This is a genomic window from uncultured Oscillibacter sp., from assembly GCF_900546705.1.
Classification (GTDB): domain Bacteria; phylum Bacillota; class Clostridia; order Oscillospirales; family Oscillospiraceae; genus Oscillibacter.
Window position 1 is genome coordinate 1 of the sequence record NZ_URDP01000045.1, and the last position, 15651, is coordinate 15651.

Annotated in this window: 11 protein-coding genes and 1 tRNA gene; 10 read left to right on the forward strand and 2 right to left on the reverse strand. The window is 61.4% G+C overall.

Going from position 1 to position 15651, the window contains the following annotated elements; translation table 11 throughout:
* A partial coding sequence (locus tag QZS13_RS08740) for a PolC-type DNA polymerase III (RefSeq protein WP_295588000.1) occupies positions 1-3182 on the forward strand: 3182 nt, incomplete at its 5' end.
* Positions 3183-3344: 162 nt separating this feature from the next.
* Entirely contained in the window at positions 3345-3728 is a 384-nt protein-coding gene (locus QZS13_RS08745) for a hypothetical protein (protein ID WP_295588002.1), read from the forward strand.
* A gap of 97 nt (positions 3729-3825) precedes the next feature.
* Here the strand turns inward: QZS13_RS08745 and QZS13_RS08750 are convergent, their stop codons facing one another.
* Positions 3826-4452, reverse strand: coding sequence for a DUF1643 domain-containing protein (locus QZS13_RS08750; protein ID WP_295588004.1), 627 nt, complete (start codon positions 4450-4452; stop codon positions 3826-3828).
* Between the two features lie 131 nt (positions 4453-4583).
* Between QZS13_RS08750 and QZS13_RS08755 the strand changes: the two genes are divergently transcribed.
* The 7 genes from QZS13_RS08755 (at position 4584) to QZS13_RS08785 (ending at position 14768) form a co-directional block, all read left to right on the forward strand.
* The gene (locus tag QZS13_RS08755) at positions 4584-7904 is read left to right on the forward strand and encodes a PD-(D/E)XK nuclease family protein (protein ID WP_295588006.1); all 3321 of its coding nucleotides are present in this window, start codon (positions 4584-4586) and stop codon (positions 7902-7904) included.
* Positions 7905-7907: 3 nt separating this feature from the next.
* Entirely contained in the window at positions 7908-11474 is a 3567-nt protein-coding gene (gene addA, locus QZS13_RS08760; protein ID WP_295588008.1) for a helicase-exonuclease AddAB subunit AddA, read from the forward strand.
* A 124-nt stretch (positions 11475-11598) separates the two neighbouring features.
* The gene (gene rpmE / locus QZS13_RS08765; RefSeq protein ID WP_021748737.1) at positions 11599-11802 is read left to right on the forward strand and encodes a 50S ribosomal protein L31; all 204 of its coding nucleotides are present in this window, start codon (positions 11599-11601) and stop codon (positions 11800-11802) included.
* A 112-nt stretch (positions 11803-11914) separates the two neighbouring features.
* Positions 11915-12421, forward strand: coding sequence for a flavin reductase family protein (locus QZS13_RS08770; RefSeq protein WP_295588012.1), 507 nt, complete (start codon positions 11915-11917; stop codon positions 12419-12421).
* An 8-nt stretch (positions 12422-12429) separates the two neighbouring features.
* Positions 12430-13710: a GTPase HflX gene (gene hflX, locus QZS13_RS08775; RefSeq protein WP_295588014.1), complete on the forward strand. Its 1281-nt coding sequence runs from the start codon at positions 12430-12432 to the stop codon at positions 13708-13710.
* A gap of 22 nt (positions 13711-13732) precedes the next feature.
* Positions 13733-14278, forward strand: a complete 546-nt coding sequence (locus QZS13_RS08780) for a GNAT family N-acetyltransferase (protein WP_295588016.1) — start codon at positions 13733-13735, stop codon at positions 14276-14278.
* Entirely contained in the window at positions 14253-14768 is a 516-nt protein-coding gene (locus QZS13_RS08785) for a YigZ family protein (RefSeq protein ID WP_295588018.1), read from the forward strand. Before QZS13_RS08780 ends, QZS13_RS08785 begins: the two co-directional genes overlap by 26 nt.
* 315 nt (positions 14769-15083) lie before the next feature.
* Here QZS13_RS08785 and QZS13_RS08790 read toward each other — a convergent pair.
* A tRNA-Leu gene (locus QZS13_RS08790) sits at positions 15084-15168 on the reverse strand.
* Between the two features lie 174 nt (positions 15169-15342).
* On the opposite strand from QZS13_RS08790, the gene QZS13_RS08795 reads away from it, so the two are divergent.
* Positions 15343-15651: 16S rRNA (uracil(1498)-N(3))-methyltransferase (locus QZS13_RS08795; protein WP_295588020.1), on the forward strand; the 309-nt coding region annotated here is incomplete at its 3' end.

The window sequence follows — 15651 nt, forward strand, 5'->3', positions numbered from 1 at the left end:
ACGCCTGGCACGCCGCCGGAGACAAGATCAAGATCCTCTACGGCGTGGAGGGCTATTTCGTCAATAATCTGGATGACCGGGTGGCCGTCCACGGCAAGCAGGACTGCTCTCTGGACGACGAGTTCGTCTGTTTTGATATCGAGACCACCGGCCTCAAAGTGGACCGGGAGGCCATCACGGAAATCGGCGCGGTGGTACTGCGGAACGGGGAGATCGCCGAGCGGTTCCAGACCTTCGTCAACCCCAACCGGCGCCTCACCCCGGAGATCATCGGCCTGACCGGCATTACCGACGACATGCTCAAGGATGCGCCCCAGCTCAAGCAGGCGCTGACGGAGTTCTTGAAATTTGTGAATGGCCGTCCGCTGGCGGCCCACAATGCGGAATTTGATATCGGCTTCATCCGGGCCGGCTGCCGCAAGGTGGGGCTGGACTTCCATCCCACCTATGTGGACTCCCTGATCCTGGCCCAGAACCTGCTGCCGGGCCTTGGCAAATACAAGCTGGACATTGTGGCCGAGCACCTGGATCTGCCTGCCTTCAACCACCACCGGGCCAGCGACGATGCGGCTACCGTGGGCTATATGCTCATTCCCTTCTGGAAGATGCTCCACGAGCGGGGCATCCATACGCTCCAGGCGGTGAACAAGGAGATGGAAAAGCTCCGCCCCTTGGGCAGCAAGACCAACCGCTTCCCCAAGCACATCATCCTGCTGGCCCGCAACAAGGTGGGCCTCAAAAACCTTTACCAGATGATCTCCGCGTCCAACCTGAAATACTTCAAGCGGGTGCCCACCATTCCCAAGACGCTGCTCAACGAACACCGGGAGGGTATCATCGTGGGAGCTGCCTGCGAGGCGGGCGAGCTGTTCCGGGCGGTGGCGGACCACAAGGACTGGGAGGAGCTCAAACGCATCGCCGACTACTACGATTATCTGGAGATTCAGCCCCTTTGCAACAACGCCTTCATGCTGCGCAACGGCGACGTGCAGTCGGAGGAGGAGCTGCGGGAGTTCAACCGCACCATCGTGCGGCTAGGCGAGGAGCTGGACAAGCCCGTGTGTGCCACCGGCGACGTCCACTTCCTCAATCCGGAGGACGAGGTGTACCGGCATATTCTGCTGGCTTCCAAGAAGTTCCCGGATGCCAACGCCCCGCTGCCCATCTACTTCAAGACCACCGATGAGATGCTCAAGGAGTTTTCCTACCTGGGGAAGGAGAAGGCCTACGAGGTGGTGGTGACCAATACCCGCCTGGTAGCCGACCAGATCGAAAACTTTGAGCTGCTGCCGGCGGAGCTGTTCCCGCCCCGGCTGGAAAACTCCGAGGAGGAGCTCAACCGTCTGGTGTGGGACAAGGTACATGCCCTCTACGGCGACGATCCCCCCAAGCTGATCGTGGACCGTCTGAATGTGGAGCTGAGCGGCATCCTGGGCAAGTACGACGTGGTGTACATGTCGGCCCAGAAACTGGTTCAGCGGAGCCTTGAAAACGGCTATCTGGTGGGCTCCCGTGGCTCCGTGGGCTCGTCTCTCGTGGCCTATATGTCCGGCATCACGGAAGTCAACTCCCTGCCGCCTCACTACCGCTGTCCCAACTGCAAGCACAGTGAGTTCATTACCGACGGCTCCTACGGCTGCGGCGCCGATATGCCGGACAAGGTCTGTCCCGTGTGCGGCACCAAGTACGTTAAAGACGGCTTCGACATTCCTTTCGAGACGTTCCTGGGCTTCGGCGGCGGCAAGGTGCCGGATATCGATCTGAACTTTTCCGGCGAGTATCAGGCCCGGGCCCACCGCCACGCCATTGAGATGTTCGGCGAGACCCAGGTGTTCCGGGCAGGCACCATCGGTACCCTGGCGGAGAAGACCGCCTACGGCTTTGTCAAGAAGTATCTGGAGGAAAACGGTATTACCGCCTGCAGGGCAGAGGAGAACCGGCTGACGCTGGGATGCGTTGGTACCCGGCGCACCACCGGCCAGCACCCGGGCGGCCTTGTGGTGGTACCGGACGACAAGGACATGGAGGACTTCTGCCCGGTGCAGCACCCGGCGGACGCCGACGACTCCGACACCATCACCACCCACTTTGAATATCACTCCATGGAGGCCAACATCCTCAAGCTGGACATGCTGGGACACGATGACCCCACCATGGTGCGCATGATGCAGGACCTGACCGGCGTGGACCCCCACACCATTCCCCTGGACGACCCGGATACCATGTCCATCTTCACCTCCAGCAAGGTGCTGGGCTACGAGAACGACGAGATTCTTGGCCCCACCGGTGCCGTGGCCATTCCGGAGTTCAACACCCGCTTTACCCGGCAGATGCTCATCGATACCCAACCCAAGGATTTCAACACCCTGGTCCGCCTGTCCGGCTTCTCCCACGGCACCGATGTGTGGATGGGCAACGCCCGGGACCTGATCGTCAGCGGTACTGCCACCGTTCTGGAGACGGTGGGCTGCCGTGACGATATCATGCTTTATCTCATCTCCAAGGGCCTTGACCCCAAGATGAGCTTCAAGATCATGGAGAAGGTCCGAAAGGGCAAGGTGAAAAAGGGCGGATTCGATGAGGGCTGGGTGGAGGCCATGGAGTCTCACGACGTACCGGCGTGGTATATCGAGTCCTTGGCCAAGATCGGCTATCTCTTCCCCAAGGCCCACGCGGTGGCCTACGTCATGATGGCCTTCCGCATTGCCTGGTACAAGGTTCATGAGCCGCTGGCGTTCTACGCCACATTCTTCTCGGTCCGGGCCAAGGCCTTTGACGCGGAGTACTGCTGCGCCGGCAAGGATGCAGTCAAACGCAAGATCCGGGAGATCGAGAACAACAAGGATGCCTCCGCCGTGGAGAAGGATCTGCTGACCACGTTGGAGGTGTGCTATGAGTTCTATCTCCGGGGCTTCCACTTCGACACTATCAGCATCTATGACTCCGATGCCACCAAGTTCAAGGTGACGGAAAACGGCCTCCTGCCGCCCTTTACCGCGGTCCACGGCCTGGGTGAGACGGCGGCGCTGGACACGGTGGAAAAGCGCAAAGGCAAGACTTTCATTTCCATCGAAGAATTTTCCATGTGCTGCAACAAGCTCTCCAAGACCCATATCGAGCAGCTCAAGGCCCTGGGCGCCTTCGCCGGCATGGCGGAGACCAGTCAGATCACGCTGTTTTAAGGCCACATCGCCTGAAAGCGGCACAGCCATCCGGGAAAAGATTTCCCGGATGGCTGCGTTTTTTTGAAAGCTGCAAGGCGTCTGTTGTTTTTTAGGGCGAGCAGATGTTATCATAAATATACAAGGTCGTTCGCCAGGGGGATATGGGAAGGAGGATGCCCCATGACTTGCATGGAGGAAAAAAGAGGCCCAACCAAAAGACTATGCCTAATGGCCGTCAATGTTGGAATCTTGCTTTTTTGCTGCGGACTGTATGACGGCCCTATTTCCGAAAATATCTTCAGATCCGGTCAAAGCCAGACAATTGTAGCACTGTTGCTGGTGGCGGCACTGGTCCAATTCCTTCTTTTACGTAGTGAACTCCTGGTTGTGGCAAAATGGCTTCCCATCATTTTTTCCGCCGTCGGGATCGCGCTGAGTGTGATCGTGGATGCCGAAGGCGGTTGGATTGCCGCGTTCTGGCTCGCGTTGCTGAGCGTACCGCTGTATCTTGGCTCTGCGGCAGTCATTTTTCTATATCGTCTGGTCATGCGGCTGGATGGATGACTTTCAGCGTTGTATCAAATAAGTCCCCACTCTGCTTTTCGCAGGGTGGGGACTTTATCATATTCAGAAACTCGCTTGCCGCACCGACCTCGCAATCTTACATGCATTTGCCTATCTGCTTGGCAAGATAGGCCTCGATGTCAAAGTCCAGCAGCGCTGTGTCCCGCTTGAGATAGAGGGGGTGGTGGGGGTGACCGGACTTTAAAAGCGGCCCGGCGGTGAACCAGCGGGCGCCTGCCGCGGCGCCGTCGGCGGCAAAGTCCGCCATGCAGTCGAGCAGATAGTCCCGCTTCATAATGATGTTGCCCCAGGCGGCCCACACGGCAGGCGCAGGGGACAACGACAAAAGGTAGCGGAATGCCTTGCGGTTTTCCTCGTGCAGGGCGGGATTGTATGTCTTTTCCATATCGTCCGGACGGGTGGCCCGCTGGGCATAGACGTTGAACATCAAAAAGCTGTCATATCCGTTGGAGTGGGCGATCCGCTCCACGGACTGCAAGGTGGGGTCCAGGGCGTCCGGCGCGGCGGTGGAGGGGTTGATGCCGATACAGATCAGCGGGCGGCTGCCCCGGGTCCCCAGAATGTACCGGTATTCGGAATAGCGGTTGGGCACATACAGCCACCGGGACACATCGTAGTCCGGCGAGGGGCACAGCGCCTCCTCCAGCGCCGGGGCAAAGGGCTCCAACGCCAAGGCGCTGGTGGGTGCCTTTGGAATATGCATGACTTGGCCTCCTAGGTTCGACTTTTTTCCCAGCATAGCACACTGTCGGGCAAAAGGCAACGCGCACTGTTCACCGCCGGAGAAATGTGGTATGATGACGGAAATGAGAATCGGAGAAAAGGAGTCGGGCCATGCTGACGATTTGGATGGGACGGGCGAAAACAGGAAAGACCGCCGCGGTGCTGGAGGAAATCAAGCGGTTGGGGGATGCAGGGCAGCAGATATTGCTGGTACCGGAGCACGTCTCCCACCTGGCAGAGATGGATCTTTGCCGTGCCTGCGGTCCTACGGTCAGCCGCCATGCGGAGGTGCTGAGCTTTCGGCGGCTGGGGGAGCGGGTGCTGTCCCTGACCGGAGGATTGGCTCAGGTGACGCTGGACGCCGGCGGCAGACTCCTGACCATGCAGAAGGCCTTGGGCGAGGTGGCCGCATCGCTGACGGTGTACCGCCGCCCCTCCCAGAAGGCGTCCTTTCTGCAGCAGCTGCTGGATCTGACCGATGAGCTGCGCAGCTATGAGGTGACGCCCCAAATGCTCTATGAGCAGTCGGAGCAGATTCCGGGAGCTACCGGGGCAAAGCTCCGGGACCTGAGTCTTTTATACGGCGCCTATGAGGCCCGGCTCCGCCGTCCGGGCCTGGACGCCCGGGACCGGATGAGCAAGCTGTGCGACCATCTGGAAGAGTCCGGCTATGCGGCAGGCAAGGATATTTTCCTGGACGGCTTTACGTATTTCAACACCCAGGAGCGGCGGGTACTGTCCATTTTGCTGTGTCAGGCACGGTCTGTAACCATCACGCTTTTGGGAGAGCCAAACAGCCGGGAGGAGATTTTTGAAGTCTCCCTCAAGACGCTGGAACAACTGCGGCGCATAGCCCGGGAGACCGGCTGCGAAGTGGAGGTACGTACCCTGCACGCCGCGGACAGCACAGCACTGGGGCACTTGGAGCGGAACTTTTTCGGGGAGCGTGTTCCCTATGAGGGGGAAGATCTGCCCATCCATGTGCTGGAGGCGGACAACCTCTATTCCGAGGTGGAGCAGGCGGCTGCACGGATTCTGCGATTGACGGCGGACGGGAATTGCCGCTATCGGGACATTGCGGTCAGTGCCCGGAACATGGCTGACTACGAGGGCACCATTGAGACAGTATTCGAGCGCTACGGAATTCCGGTCTACCTCAGCCGCCGCAGCGACATTCTGGAAAAGCCAGCGCTGGCGCTGCTGGACGGTGTGCTGGCGGCCATTGGCGGCGGCTACGAGTACGACGACATGTTCCAGTGGCTCAAAACCGGCCTGGCGGGCCTGACGGCGCAGGAGTGCGACGTGCTGGAAAACTATGTGATCCGCTGGCAGGTCCACGGCAATATGTGGCTGCGGGACACGGACTGGACGGACCACCCCGCAGGCTACGGCGGAGTCTGGGACGAGGCGCAGACACAGCAGCTTGCCCGGATCAACGACTTGCGCCGGCGGGTGCGCCAGCCGCTGCTGCGTCTGGCAGAGGGGCTCAAATCCGGGGAAACTGCCGGGGAGAAAGTGGATGCGCTTTACACTTTTTTGGAGGACCTCTCTCTTCAGAGCGCCCTGGAACAGCAGATGGAGCAGCAGGCAGCTGCCGGACGGCTCCAGGATGCGGAGGAGACAGCCCAGCTGTGGGAGATTTTGTGCGGTGTGCTTGACCAGTTCGTGGAGATTCTGGGAGACGAGCCCATGGAGCTGGACGAGTTCACCCGACTGCTGCGGCAGATTCTCACCCAGTACAGCATCGGAACCATCCCGGTGTCCCTGGACCAGGTGTCCGTGTCGGAGATCACCCGCAATGACCGACATACGGTGCGCCATTTGATTTTTCTTGGAGCCAACGACCATGTGCTGCCTGCCGTGGGGCAGAGCAGCGGCATTTTGAACGAGGATGACCGGGAGGAGCTGGCCCGGGCGGGGATTCGGCTCTCTCCTTCCGGTATGGAGCAGATGGGCATCGAACTGCAGTGCATTTACGCCGCGCTGACGCAGCCCACAGAGGGCCTTTGGCTGAGCTATCCTGTCAGCGACGTGTCGGGCGGCGTTCTGCGCCCGGCGTTTGTGGTGGACCGGCTGCTGGCCCTGTTTCCGGCGCTTCGCATTGATCGGGAAAGTGGTGAAAAGGAATATCGCTTGACAGCAATGCAGCCGGCATTGGAGGAGGCGGGGCAGGATCGGCAAGGCCCGCTCTGGCGCTATTTCGCGGCCCGGGGGGACTGCGCGGCCCAGCTTGCCGCCATGGAGCGAGCGGCGGCGCTGCGGCGGGGGAGTCTCTCCCCGGCGGCGGTGCAGGCACTCTACGGAAAGCGCGTCAGCATGACCGCTTCCCGGCTGGAGCGGATGCGCTCGTGCCACTTCGCCTACTTTATGGAGTATGGCCTGCGGGCAAAAAAGCGGGAGCCGGCTGCCTTCGACGCACCCCAGATCGGCACGTTTTTGCACTATCTTCTGGAGAATGTGACCCGGGACGTGATGACCCTGGGGGGATTTGCCCAGGTGGAGCAGGAGGAGCTGCGGACCATGGTGCGCCGGTACATGGACCGGTATGCCTCCGAGGAGCTCCACGACTTCCAGAACCGAACCACCCGCTTCCGCTACCTGTTCTCCCGTCTGCGCAGCACGGCCTACGCCATTGTGGAGCAGGTGGCCGAGGAGCTGCGTCATTCGGATTTCGTGCCCCTGGCCTTTGAGCTCAGCTTCGGGGACCGGGGCACGCTGCCTGCCATTGAGATCTCCGAGCCGGACGGGCAGCTTCGCCTGGGCGGCAAGGTGGACCGGGTAGACGGCTGGATCAGGGACGACAAGCTCTATCTGCGGGTGGTGGACTACAAATCCGGCCGCAAGGCCTTTGACCTGGCGGCAGTGCGGATGGGGCTGGACATCCAGATGCTTTTGTATCTCTTTGCCCTGCAAAAAGAGGGCAAGGCCTACTTTGGCCGGGAGGTGGAGCCTGCCGGTGTGCTGTATCTGCCGGCCAGAGACGAGATTTTGTCGGCGGAGCGAAACATTTCCCCGGAAAAGCTGGCCCAGGAGACGGCAAAGGAGCTGCGCCGGTCGGGGCTGCTGCTCTCCGACCCGGCGGTACTGCAGGCCATGGAGCATGAGTCGCTGACCGAGCCGAAGTTTCTGCCGCTGCGGGTGGGCCGGGACGGCAACATCGCCGGCAGCATCGCCTCGGCGGCCCAGCTGGGGAAGCTGGGGCGGTATGTGGACGGCCTGCTGCATCAGATTGCCCGGGAGGTCCGGGACGGAAATATCGACGCCGATCCCTGCTGCAAAAGCGAGGAGGACAGCTTCTGCCAGTACTGCGACTGGGCGGGGGCCTGCCATTTCCAGGACGGCCGGGACGGCGATCATCTGCACTATATTCTGCCGGTGAAGCCGGAGGAATTCTGGCAGCAGCTGGAAGATGACGAGAAAGGGGGGCAGTAAACCGTGGCGGAAATTCAACTGACCAAGGCTCAGCAGGCAGTGGTGGACAACCGGGGCGGCAGCCTGCTGGTGTCGGCTGCGGCCGGCTCGGGAAAGACGAAGGTGCTGGTGGAGCGTCTGTTTCTATATGTGACACGGGACCGCTGCAACGTGGACGACTTTCTCATCATCACCTACACCAAGGCTGCGGCTGCGGAGCTGCGGGGCAAGATCGCCGCGGAGCTGAGCCGCCGGCTGGCGGCCAACCCCGGGGATGCCCACCTCAAGCGGCAGCTGCTGCGGGTGTACCGGGCAGATATCAAGACCGTGGACGCCTTTTGCACGGCGCTGCTGCGGGAGAATACCCATTTGCTGCCCCGGTCGGGAGAGCAGAACGCCCTGACCCCGGACTTCCGGGTCCTGGACGAGGGGGATGCCCAACTGGTGCGCCAGCGGGTGCTGGAGCGGACGCTGGAGGCATTTTACGACCACCTGGACGAAGGCGGGGCCCAGCTGGCGGATACTCTGGGCGCCGGGCGGGACGATCGGGCGCTGGAGGCGCTGGTACTGGAGGTACACGACAAGCTTCAGAGCCACGCCTATCCGGAACAGTGGCTGGAGAAAAATCAGACGGCCTGGGCAAGCCTTGCGGGCAGCTTCGACGAGACGCCCTATGCCGCCGCGCTGCTGACGGATGTGCACCGACAGGCGTCCCACTGGGCGGCGCTGCTGCGGCGGAGCGCAGACCAAACGGCGGGCGACGAGGCATTGGAGCGGGGATACGGAGAAAAGTTCCGCCTCGCAGCTGCCATGTTTGATGTCCTGGCGGAAAGCGGCGGCTGGGAGGAGGCCCGGCAGGCGGCAGCGGCCGTCACGTTTCCCCGACTGACCACACCCAGAGGCCGCAAGGACGAGCCGGAGATCACCGCCCTCAAGGAGGTCTGGGAGGCGTGCAAGACCCGGTACAAGAAGCTGGCAAAGCTGCTGGACGTAAACGGGGAGGAGGCCATGGAGGACCTGCGGGCCGTGGCGCCTGCCATGGAGGCCCTGCTGCATCTGACCGGGGAGTTTTCCGCGCGATACCAGGCGGAAAAGCTCCGGCTCAATGCGGCGGATTTTTCCGATCAGGAGCACCTGGCGCTTCGGCTGCTGGTTTCGGAGGACGGCTCGCCCACGGAGCTGGGCGCCCAGGTATCCCAGCGGTATCAGGAGATTCTGGTGGACGAGTACCAGGATACCAACGAGGTACAAAACGCGATTTTCCGGGCGGTGTCCCGGGACGGGCAGAATATTTTCACCGTAGGTGACGTCAAGCAGAGCATTTACCGCTTCCGTCTGGCAGACCCCACCATTTTCCTGGAGAAATACGCCCGTTTTGTGCCCTATGAAGAGGCTCAGCCCGGGCAGGAGCGGAAAATCCTCCTCTCCCAGAACTTCCGCTCCCGGCGGGAGATTCTGGATGCGGCCAACTTCGTCTTTTCCAACATCCTCTCGCCGGAGATGGGCGACATGGCTTATGGGGAGGACGAGGCGCTGCACTTCGGCGCGACGTACTACCCGCCCCGGCAGGATTGCCAGACGGAGTTTCACCTCATCTGCGCCCGCCAGCGGTCGGGGGAGGAGGACCGCCCGGTGAAGAAGCTGACGGCGGAGGCCCGGTTTGTGGCAAAGCGGATCCGTACCCTTTTGGACGAGGGCTATCCGGTCACAAGCGGAGACGGGACGCTGCGGCCCTGCCGCCCGGAGGACATCGTGATTTTGATGCGCTCTCCCGGCAGCCGCTCCGCCGCTTTTGCCCAGGCGCTGGCGGAGCAGAATATCCCGTGCTCCTTTGAAGAGCAGGGGGACTTCTTCCAGACCATGGAGATCTCCGTCATGCTGGGACTCCTGCAGATCATCGACAATCCCCGACAGGATGTGCCGCTGATTGCGGTGCTGCGCTCTCCGGTGTTTGGGTTCACGCCGGACCGGTTGGCGTCCATCCGGGCGCACATGCCCCAGGGGGATTTCTACGACGCGGTGGCAGCCGACCAGGGGGAGGACTGCCGGGCGTTCCTGGACACGCTGGAGGGCCTCCGCTCTGCCGCCCGGGACATGGGTGTGCACCGGCTGATCTGGCACATTTATAATCAATTGAATCTGCTGGGCGTGTTTGCCGCCATGGACGGCGGTCAGGCCCGAAAGGAGAATCTCATCGCCCTCAGCCGCCACGCCCGGCGGTTTGAAAGCAGCGGCTACAAGGGGATCTTTTCCTTTGTGACCCATCTGCGCCGCCTGCTGGAGGCCGGAGAGGCTCCGGCTACCGGCGGCGCGGCTGCCGTGGGCGGCGTGGGACTGATGAGTATCCACAAGTCCAAGGGCCTGGAGTTCCCCATCGTGATTCTGGCCGACCTGGACCACGCATTTTCCCGGCAGGACTTCGATACGCCGGTTCTGGTGCATCCGGCCATGGGTCTTGGGCCCAAGCGGGTGGACCTGAAGCGGAAGATCAAATACCCGACGCTTGCCCGGGAGGCCATTGAGCGGACCCTCCGGCGGGAAAACCTCTCCGAGGAACTGCGGGTTTTGTATGTGGCCATGACCCGTCCCAAGGAAAAGCTCATTCTGGTGGACGCCATGTACCATGCCCCCGGCCGGATCCAGAAGCTGGCGGCGGTAGCCTCCTGCCCGGCGCTGCCGGAGACGGTGGCCTCCTGCTCCAACTTCGGGGAGTGGCTGCTGCTGGGACTGCTGTGTCGGCCGGAGGCCCGGTGCTTGCTGGACCTGGCGGATGCTTCCGTGGGAACCCTGTATACCGGGGACACGGCGCCTTGGCAGGTGTTCTCGCACAGTGCCGACGAGTTTGCCGCCCGGCCCGTCCCTGCGGCGGATGCCGTCGGTGGGGAAGCGCAGGAGAAAGAGGCGGTCTTTGACCCGTCCATGCTGGAGCGGACCTATCCCTATGCCCTGGAGACGGGACTTCCCTCCAAGGTGACCGCCACCCAGCTCAAGGGGCGGGCGGTGGATCAGGAGATTGCGGAAAACGCCGCCCATACACCGTATCTGCGGCCCCTTTCCCAGCCCCGCTTCCGCCAGAAGCGCTCCGGACTTACACCGGCAGAGCAGGGCACGGCCACCCATCTGGTGCTTCAGTACCTGGACTTTTCCGATCCGGACGCCGGTGGGCAGGTGGAGCGTCTGACGGCGCGGCAGCTGCTGACGCCGGAGCAGGCGGCTGCGGTGGATGTGGCCGGCCTGGAGCGGTTTTTGCAAAGCGGGCTTGCCGGGGAAATTCGGGCAGGAAAGAACGTACTGCGGGAGTATCGGTTCACGCTGCTGATGGACGCGGCGGACTACGATCCCAGAGCGGAGGCCGGAGATCAGATGTTGCTCCAGGGTGTGGTGGACTGCTGCTTCGAGACGGAAAAAGGCATTACCGTGGTGGACTTCAAGACCGATCATGTGTTCCGGCGGGAGGATCTCCTGCGCCGGGCGGAATCTTACCGTCCCCAGCTGGAGGCGTACAGCCGGGCGCTGGCCAAGGTGCTGGAAAAGCCGGTGGTGCGCCGGGTGCTCTATTTCCTGTCTCCCGGTGAGACGGTGGAGCTGTGAGAGAAGCTCTTCAGCAAAAAACAAAAAAATTTAAAAAAAGGCTTGCATATTCGTACAAACTATGCTAAACTAAGTGTCGCCTTTGTAAAGGGTAAGCTAGATAAGAAAGAGGTGAACGAGAGCAATGAAGGAAGGAATCCATCCCAATTATCAGCAGACTACGATTACTTGCGCCTGCGGTAATGTGATTGAGACAGGTTCTACCAAGAAGGATATCAAGGTGGAAGTCTGCTCTAAGTGTCACCCCTTCTTCACGGGCAAGCAGAAGCTGGTGGACACCGGCGGACGCGTGGCCAAGTTCAACAAGAAGTTCGGCCTGGACAAGTAAGTCTGACACGATCACAAAAGGGTCTGCCAATGGGCAGACCCTTTTTATTTACTTTTTGCCCGGCGGCGCATATACTGAGCAGTGAGAATGGACAGAAAGGAAGCGTACTGTCATGAAACTGCATCCAGTGGAAGTCAAGACCCTGGCACCGGAGGTATTTCGGATTTTTGGGGAGCGGAACGCCCTGCTGACGGCGGGGACCGGGGAGCGCGTCAACACCATGACCATCGGCTGGTGCCAGCTGGGCCGTCTTTGGAGCGTGCCGGTATGTACGGTGTACGTGCGCCCGGAGCGCTACACCTATCCGCTGATGGAACAGGGGGACTATTTCACCGTCTCCGTGCTGCCGGAGGAGTGCGGGGAGATTATGCGCTTTTGCGGCACAAAGAGCGGACGGGACGTGGACAAGATCGCCCATTGCGGCCTGACGCTGTGCCGGGGAGCGGGAAACGCCCCGTTTTTTGAGGAGGCGGAGTGGGTGCTGGTGTGCAGAAAGCTCTATGCCCAGGATCTGGACGCCGCCTGCGTGACGGACGGGACCCCTATCCTGCATCATTACAAGGGCCAGGGCTGGCACAGAATGTATACCGGCGAGGTTGTGGAGGCCTACGCCAGATAAGGAGTACTATGGAGAAAACAGAGGAAATTCGCGACCGGGTGGTGCTGGTGGGACTGAGCTCCCCGGTGCTGAAAAAAGAGGAAAACGCCGACGAGGGCACCATGGAGGAGCTCTCCGCCCTGGTGGAGACAGCCGGTGCCGAGACCATCGGCGTCGTGCTGCAAAACCGTCCCTCTCCCGATCCCCGCACCTTCATCGGTGAGGGCAAGGTGGAGGAGGTGCGGGACTTCTGCCGGGCCAACGGCGCCACCATGGTGATCTTCGACAACGACCTGTCCCCGTCCCAGATGCGGGTGCTGACGGAGAGTCTGGGGGTGCAGGTGCTGGACCGCTGCGGATTGATCCTGGACATTTTCGCCCAGCGTGCCCGCACCCGGGAGGGCCGCCTTCAGGTGGAGCTGGCCCAGTACCAGTATCTGCTGCCCCGCTTGACGGGCATGTGGACCCACCTGGAGCGGCAGGCGGGTACCAGCGGCAAGGGGCCCATCGGCTCCAAGGGCCCCGGTGAGACGCAGCTGGAGACGGACCGCCGCCACATCCACCGCAAGATCGACAAGCTTCGGGAGGATCTGGAGGACGTGCGCCGGGTGCGCAATACCCAGCGCCAGCGGCGGCAGAAAAATGAGATCCCCGTGGTGGCCATCGTGGGCTATACCAATGCGGGCAAGTCCACGCTGCTCAATCGTCTGACCGATGCGGGTATTCCCGCCAACAACCGCCTGTTCGACACGCTGGATACCACCAGCCGGCTGCTGACCGTCAGCGACACGCTGGATGTGGTGCTCTCGGATACGGTCGGCTTCATCCGCAAGCTTCCCCATCAGCTGGTGGAGGCGTTCAAGGCCACGCTGGAGGAGCTGGAGTATGCTGATCTTTTGCTCCATGTGGTGGACGTATCCAACCCGGAGTGGAAGCAGCAAGCCCAGGTGGTGGACAACCTGATCCAGGAGCTGGGCGCCGGGGAGCTGCCCCGCATCGAGGTATATAATAAGTCCGACCGGGTGCCGGTGGGAGAGATCCTGCCCCACGGTGAGGACATTTGCGCCATCTCCGCCAAGACCGGAGAGGGCGTGGACCGTCTGCTGGAGATGATCGACAAGCGGCTGGACAAGGGCACCCGGCGGGTTGTGCTCCATCTGCCCTATGACAAGGGCGGCCTTTTGGACATGCTCTACCGGGAGGCGAAAGTGGAGTCCGTGGAGTACAGCCAGACCATCGATGTGACCGCTGTGTGCGGCCCCAGGACACTGGGACAGGTGACGCCCTATCTGGATGCGGCGGAGAACTGAGACGACAGGGAGGGAGCGTACCATGATCCTGGAGACCGAGCGGCTGCGATTGCGGCCGTTTCGAGAGGACGACGCGGCCGACGTCTATGCCTATGCCCGGGACAGCCGGGTGGGTCCCATTGCGGGCTGGCCGCCGCATGGAAGTGAGGAGGAGAGCCACCAGATCATCCGCACGGTGTTCTCCGCGCCCGGTACCTTTGCCATGGAGCTGCGGGAGAGCGGGCAGGTAATCGGCTCTGTGGGCTTTGTGGGCCGCTGCCCGGCGGGAGATCCGGCGTGGGAGGACGAGATCGGCTATGCCCTGGGATACCGCTGGTGGGGCCGCGGGCTTGTGCCGGAGGCAGTGGAGGCGGTGCTGGCCTGCGGGTTTACCCGGCGGGGCCTCCGGCGCGTCTGGTGCGGCCATTACGGCGGCAACTGGCGCAGTGCCCGGGTCATTGGCAAATGCGGCTTTGCATACCGGTTTTCCAGGACGGAGGCCGTCCCGCTGCTGGGCCAGACCCGGCAGTGCTGCTATTACGCACAGACGAAGGAGGCATGGCGTGAGCGAGTATCTGGTACCCTTTGAGGACGCGGAGAGCGAGTTTACGGAAAAGCGCTCCCGCTTCATCAGTCATATCTGGCGGGTGGAGACGGAGGCGGAAGCCCGCGCCCGGATTGAAGAGATGAAAAAGCGGTATTACGACGCCCGGCATAACTGCTGGTGCTATCTGATCCGGCAGGGCGGCGTGGTGTACGGCGCGTTCCTGGCGGGGCAATTGAAAGGCTTTGTATCGGTTGAGGGACCTCCTATGGGGAGCCGGGGACAGTACCGGGATCTGACCAGCCTGCATGTCTCAGAGGAACTGCGGGGAAGGGGGATTGGCCGCCGTCTATTTACTTTCGCGGCAGATTGGGCCAAAAATCAGGGCGCGGAAAGACTGTATCTCTCCAGTCATTCCGCCGTAGAGACGCAGGCTTTTTACCAGGCGATGGGCTGCCGGGAGGCGGAGGAATACAACCGGGAGCATGTGGAAAAAGAACCGTTTGATTGCCAACTGGAATATCTCCTCCAGTAGGCCGTTTGCGTTGCAGGGACCGTTTTTGCCGGGAAGCCGACGGTTGTAGCTTTCGCACGAAACGTTGGGGCGCAGGCGAACGGCGCTTTTGTTCGGGGAGAAAAAGACGCCGGAGCAAAGCGGACTTTGCCCCGACGTGGAAGGAACGATGAAAACCGAAATTTCCGGGAAAGAGGCACCCGCAGGGTGGCCCCAACTGCGAGCCCAGCGCAGCGGGTCGCGGTTGGAGAGGAGGAGCAAGGGAGCGGGCGGATGACGTCTTTTTGTGCCGCAGGCATAAAAAGACGTCGGAGCAAAGCGGACTTTGCTCCGACGTGGTGCAAGAGAGGAGACTCGAACTCCCACGGCGGTTGCCACACGCACCTCAAACGTGCTTGTCTACCGATTCCAACACTCTTGCATTTCCCTTACGGCGAAGTTATTATAGCGGACGAAAAAGAATTTGTCAACCGCTTTTTTCCTGTATTTGGGCTCGGGAGGGGATCGGCAAATCAGGGGCCGGGACCATGGTGGCGCCGTACAATTTGTTCATAAAAATTCAAAGAGTCATAAAATGTGATAGGAGGAGTCGTACATGGTGCGTTTTTTTATATCGCCGGAAGAGATGCATGAGAGCTTTTTGGTCCTTACGGGAGAAAATGCTGCACATGCGAAGGTCCTGCGGCTGAAGGAGGGAGATGTTGTCACGGTATGCGACGGCCAGGGGCGCGAATGCAACTGTACGGTCAGCGATGTGAGTCCCGGACAGGTGAGTTTGGTGACCCACGGCTGGGAAGCGTCACAGACTGAGCCGGAGGTGCGGGTGCGGATTTTTATGGCCTTTCCCAAAGCGGATAAGCTGGAGCATGTGATTCAAAAGGCCACGGAGCTGGGCGCCAGCGAG

Coding starts and splice junctions, on each gene's coding strand:
- rpmE (WP_021748737.1), top strand. CDS start 11,599: ATGAAGGAAGGAATCCATCCCAATTATCAGCAGACTACGATTACTTGC.
- hflX (WP_295588014.1), top strand. CDS start 12,430: ATGGAGAAAACAGAGGAAATTCGCGACCGGGTGGTGCTGGTGGGACTG.
- QZS13_RS08745 (WP_295588002.1), top strand. CDS start 3,345: ATGACTTGCATGGAGGAAAAAAGAGGCCCAACCAAAAGACTATGCCTA.
- QZS13_RS08755 (WP_295588006.1), top strand. CDS start 4,584: ATGCTGACGATTTGGATGGGACGGGCGAAAACAGGAAAGACCGCCGCG.
- QZS13_RS08780 (WP_295588016.1), top strand. CDS start 13,733: ATGATCCTGGAGACCGAGCGGCTGCGATTGCGGCCGTTTCGAGAGGAC.
- QZS13_RS08770 (WP_295588012.1), top strand. CDS start 11,915: ATGAAACTGCATCCAGTGGAAGTCAAGACCCTGGCACCGGAGGTATTT.
- QZS13_RS08750 (WP_295588004.1), bottom strand. CDS start 4,452: ATGCATATTCCAAAGGCACCCACCAGCGCCTTGGCGTTGGAGCCCTTT.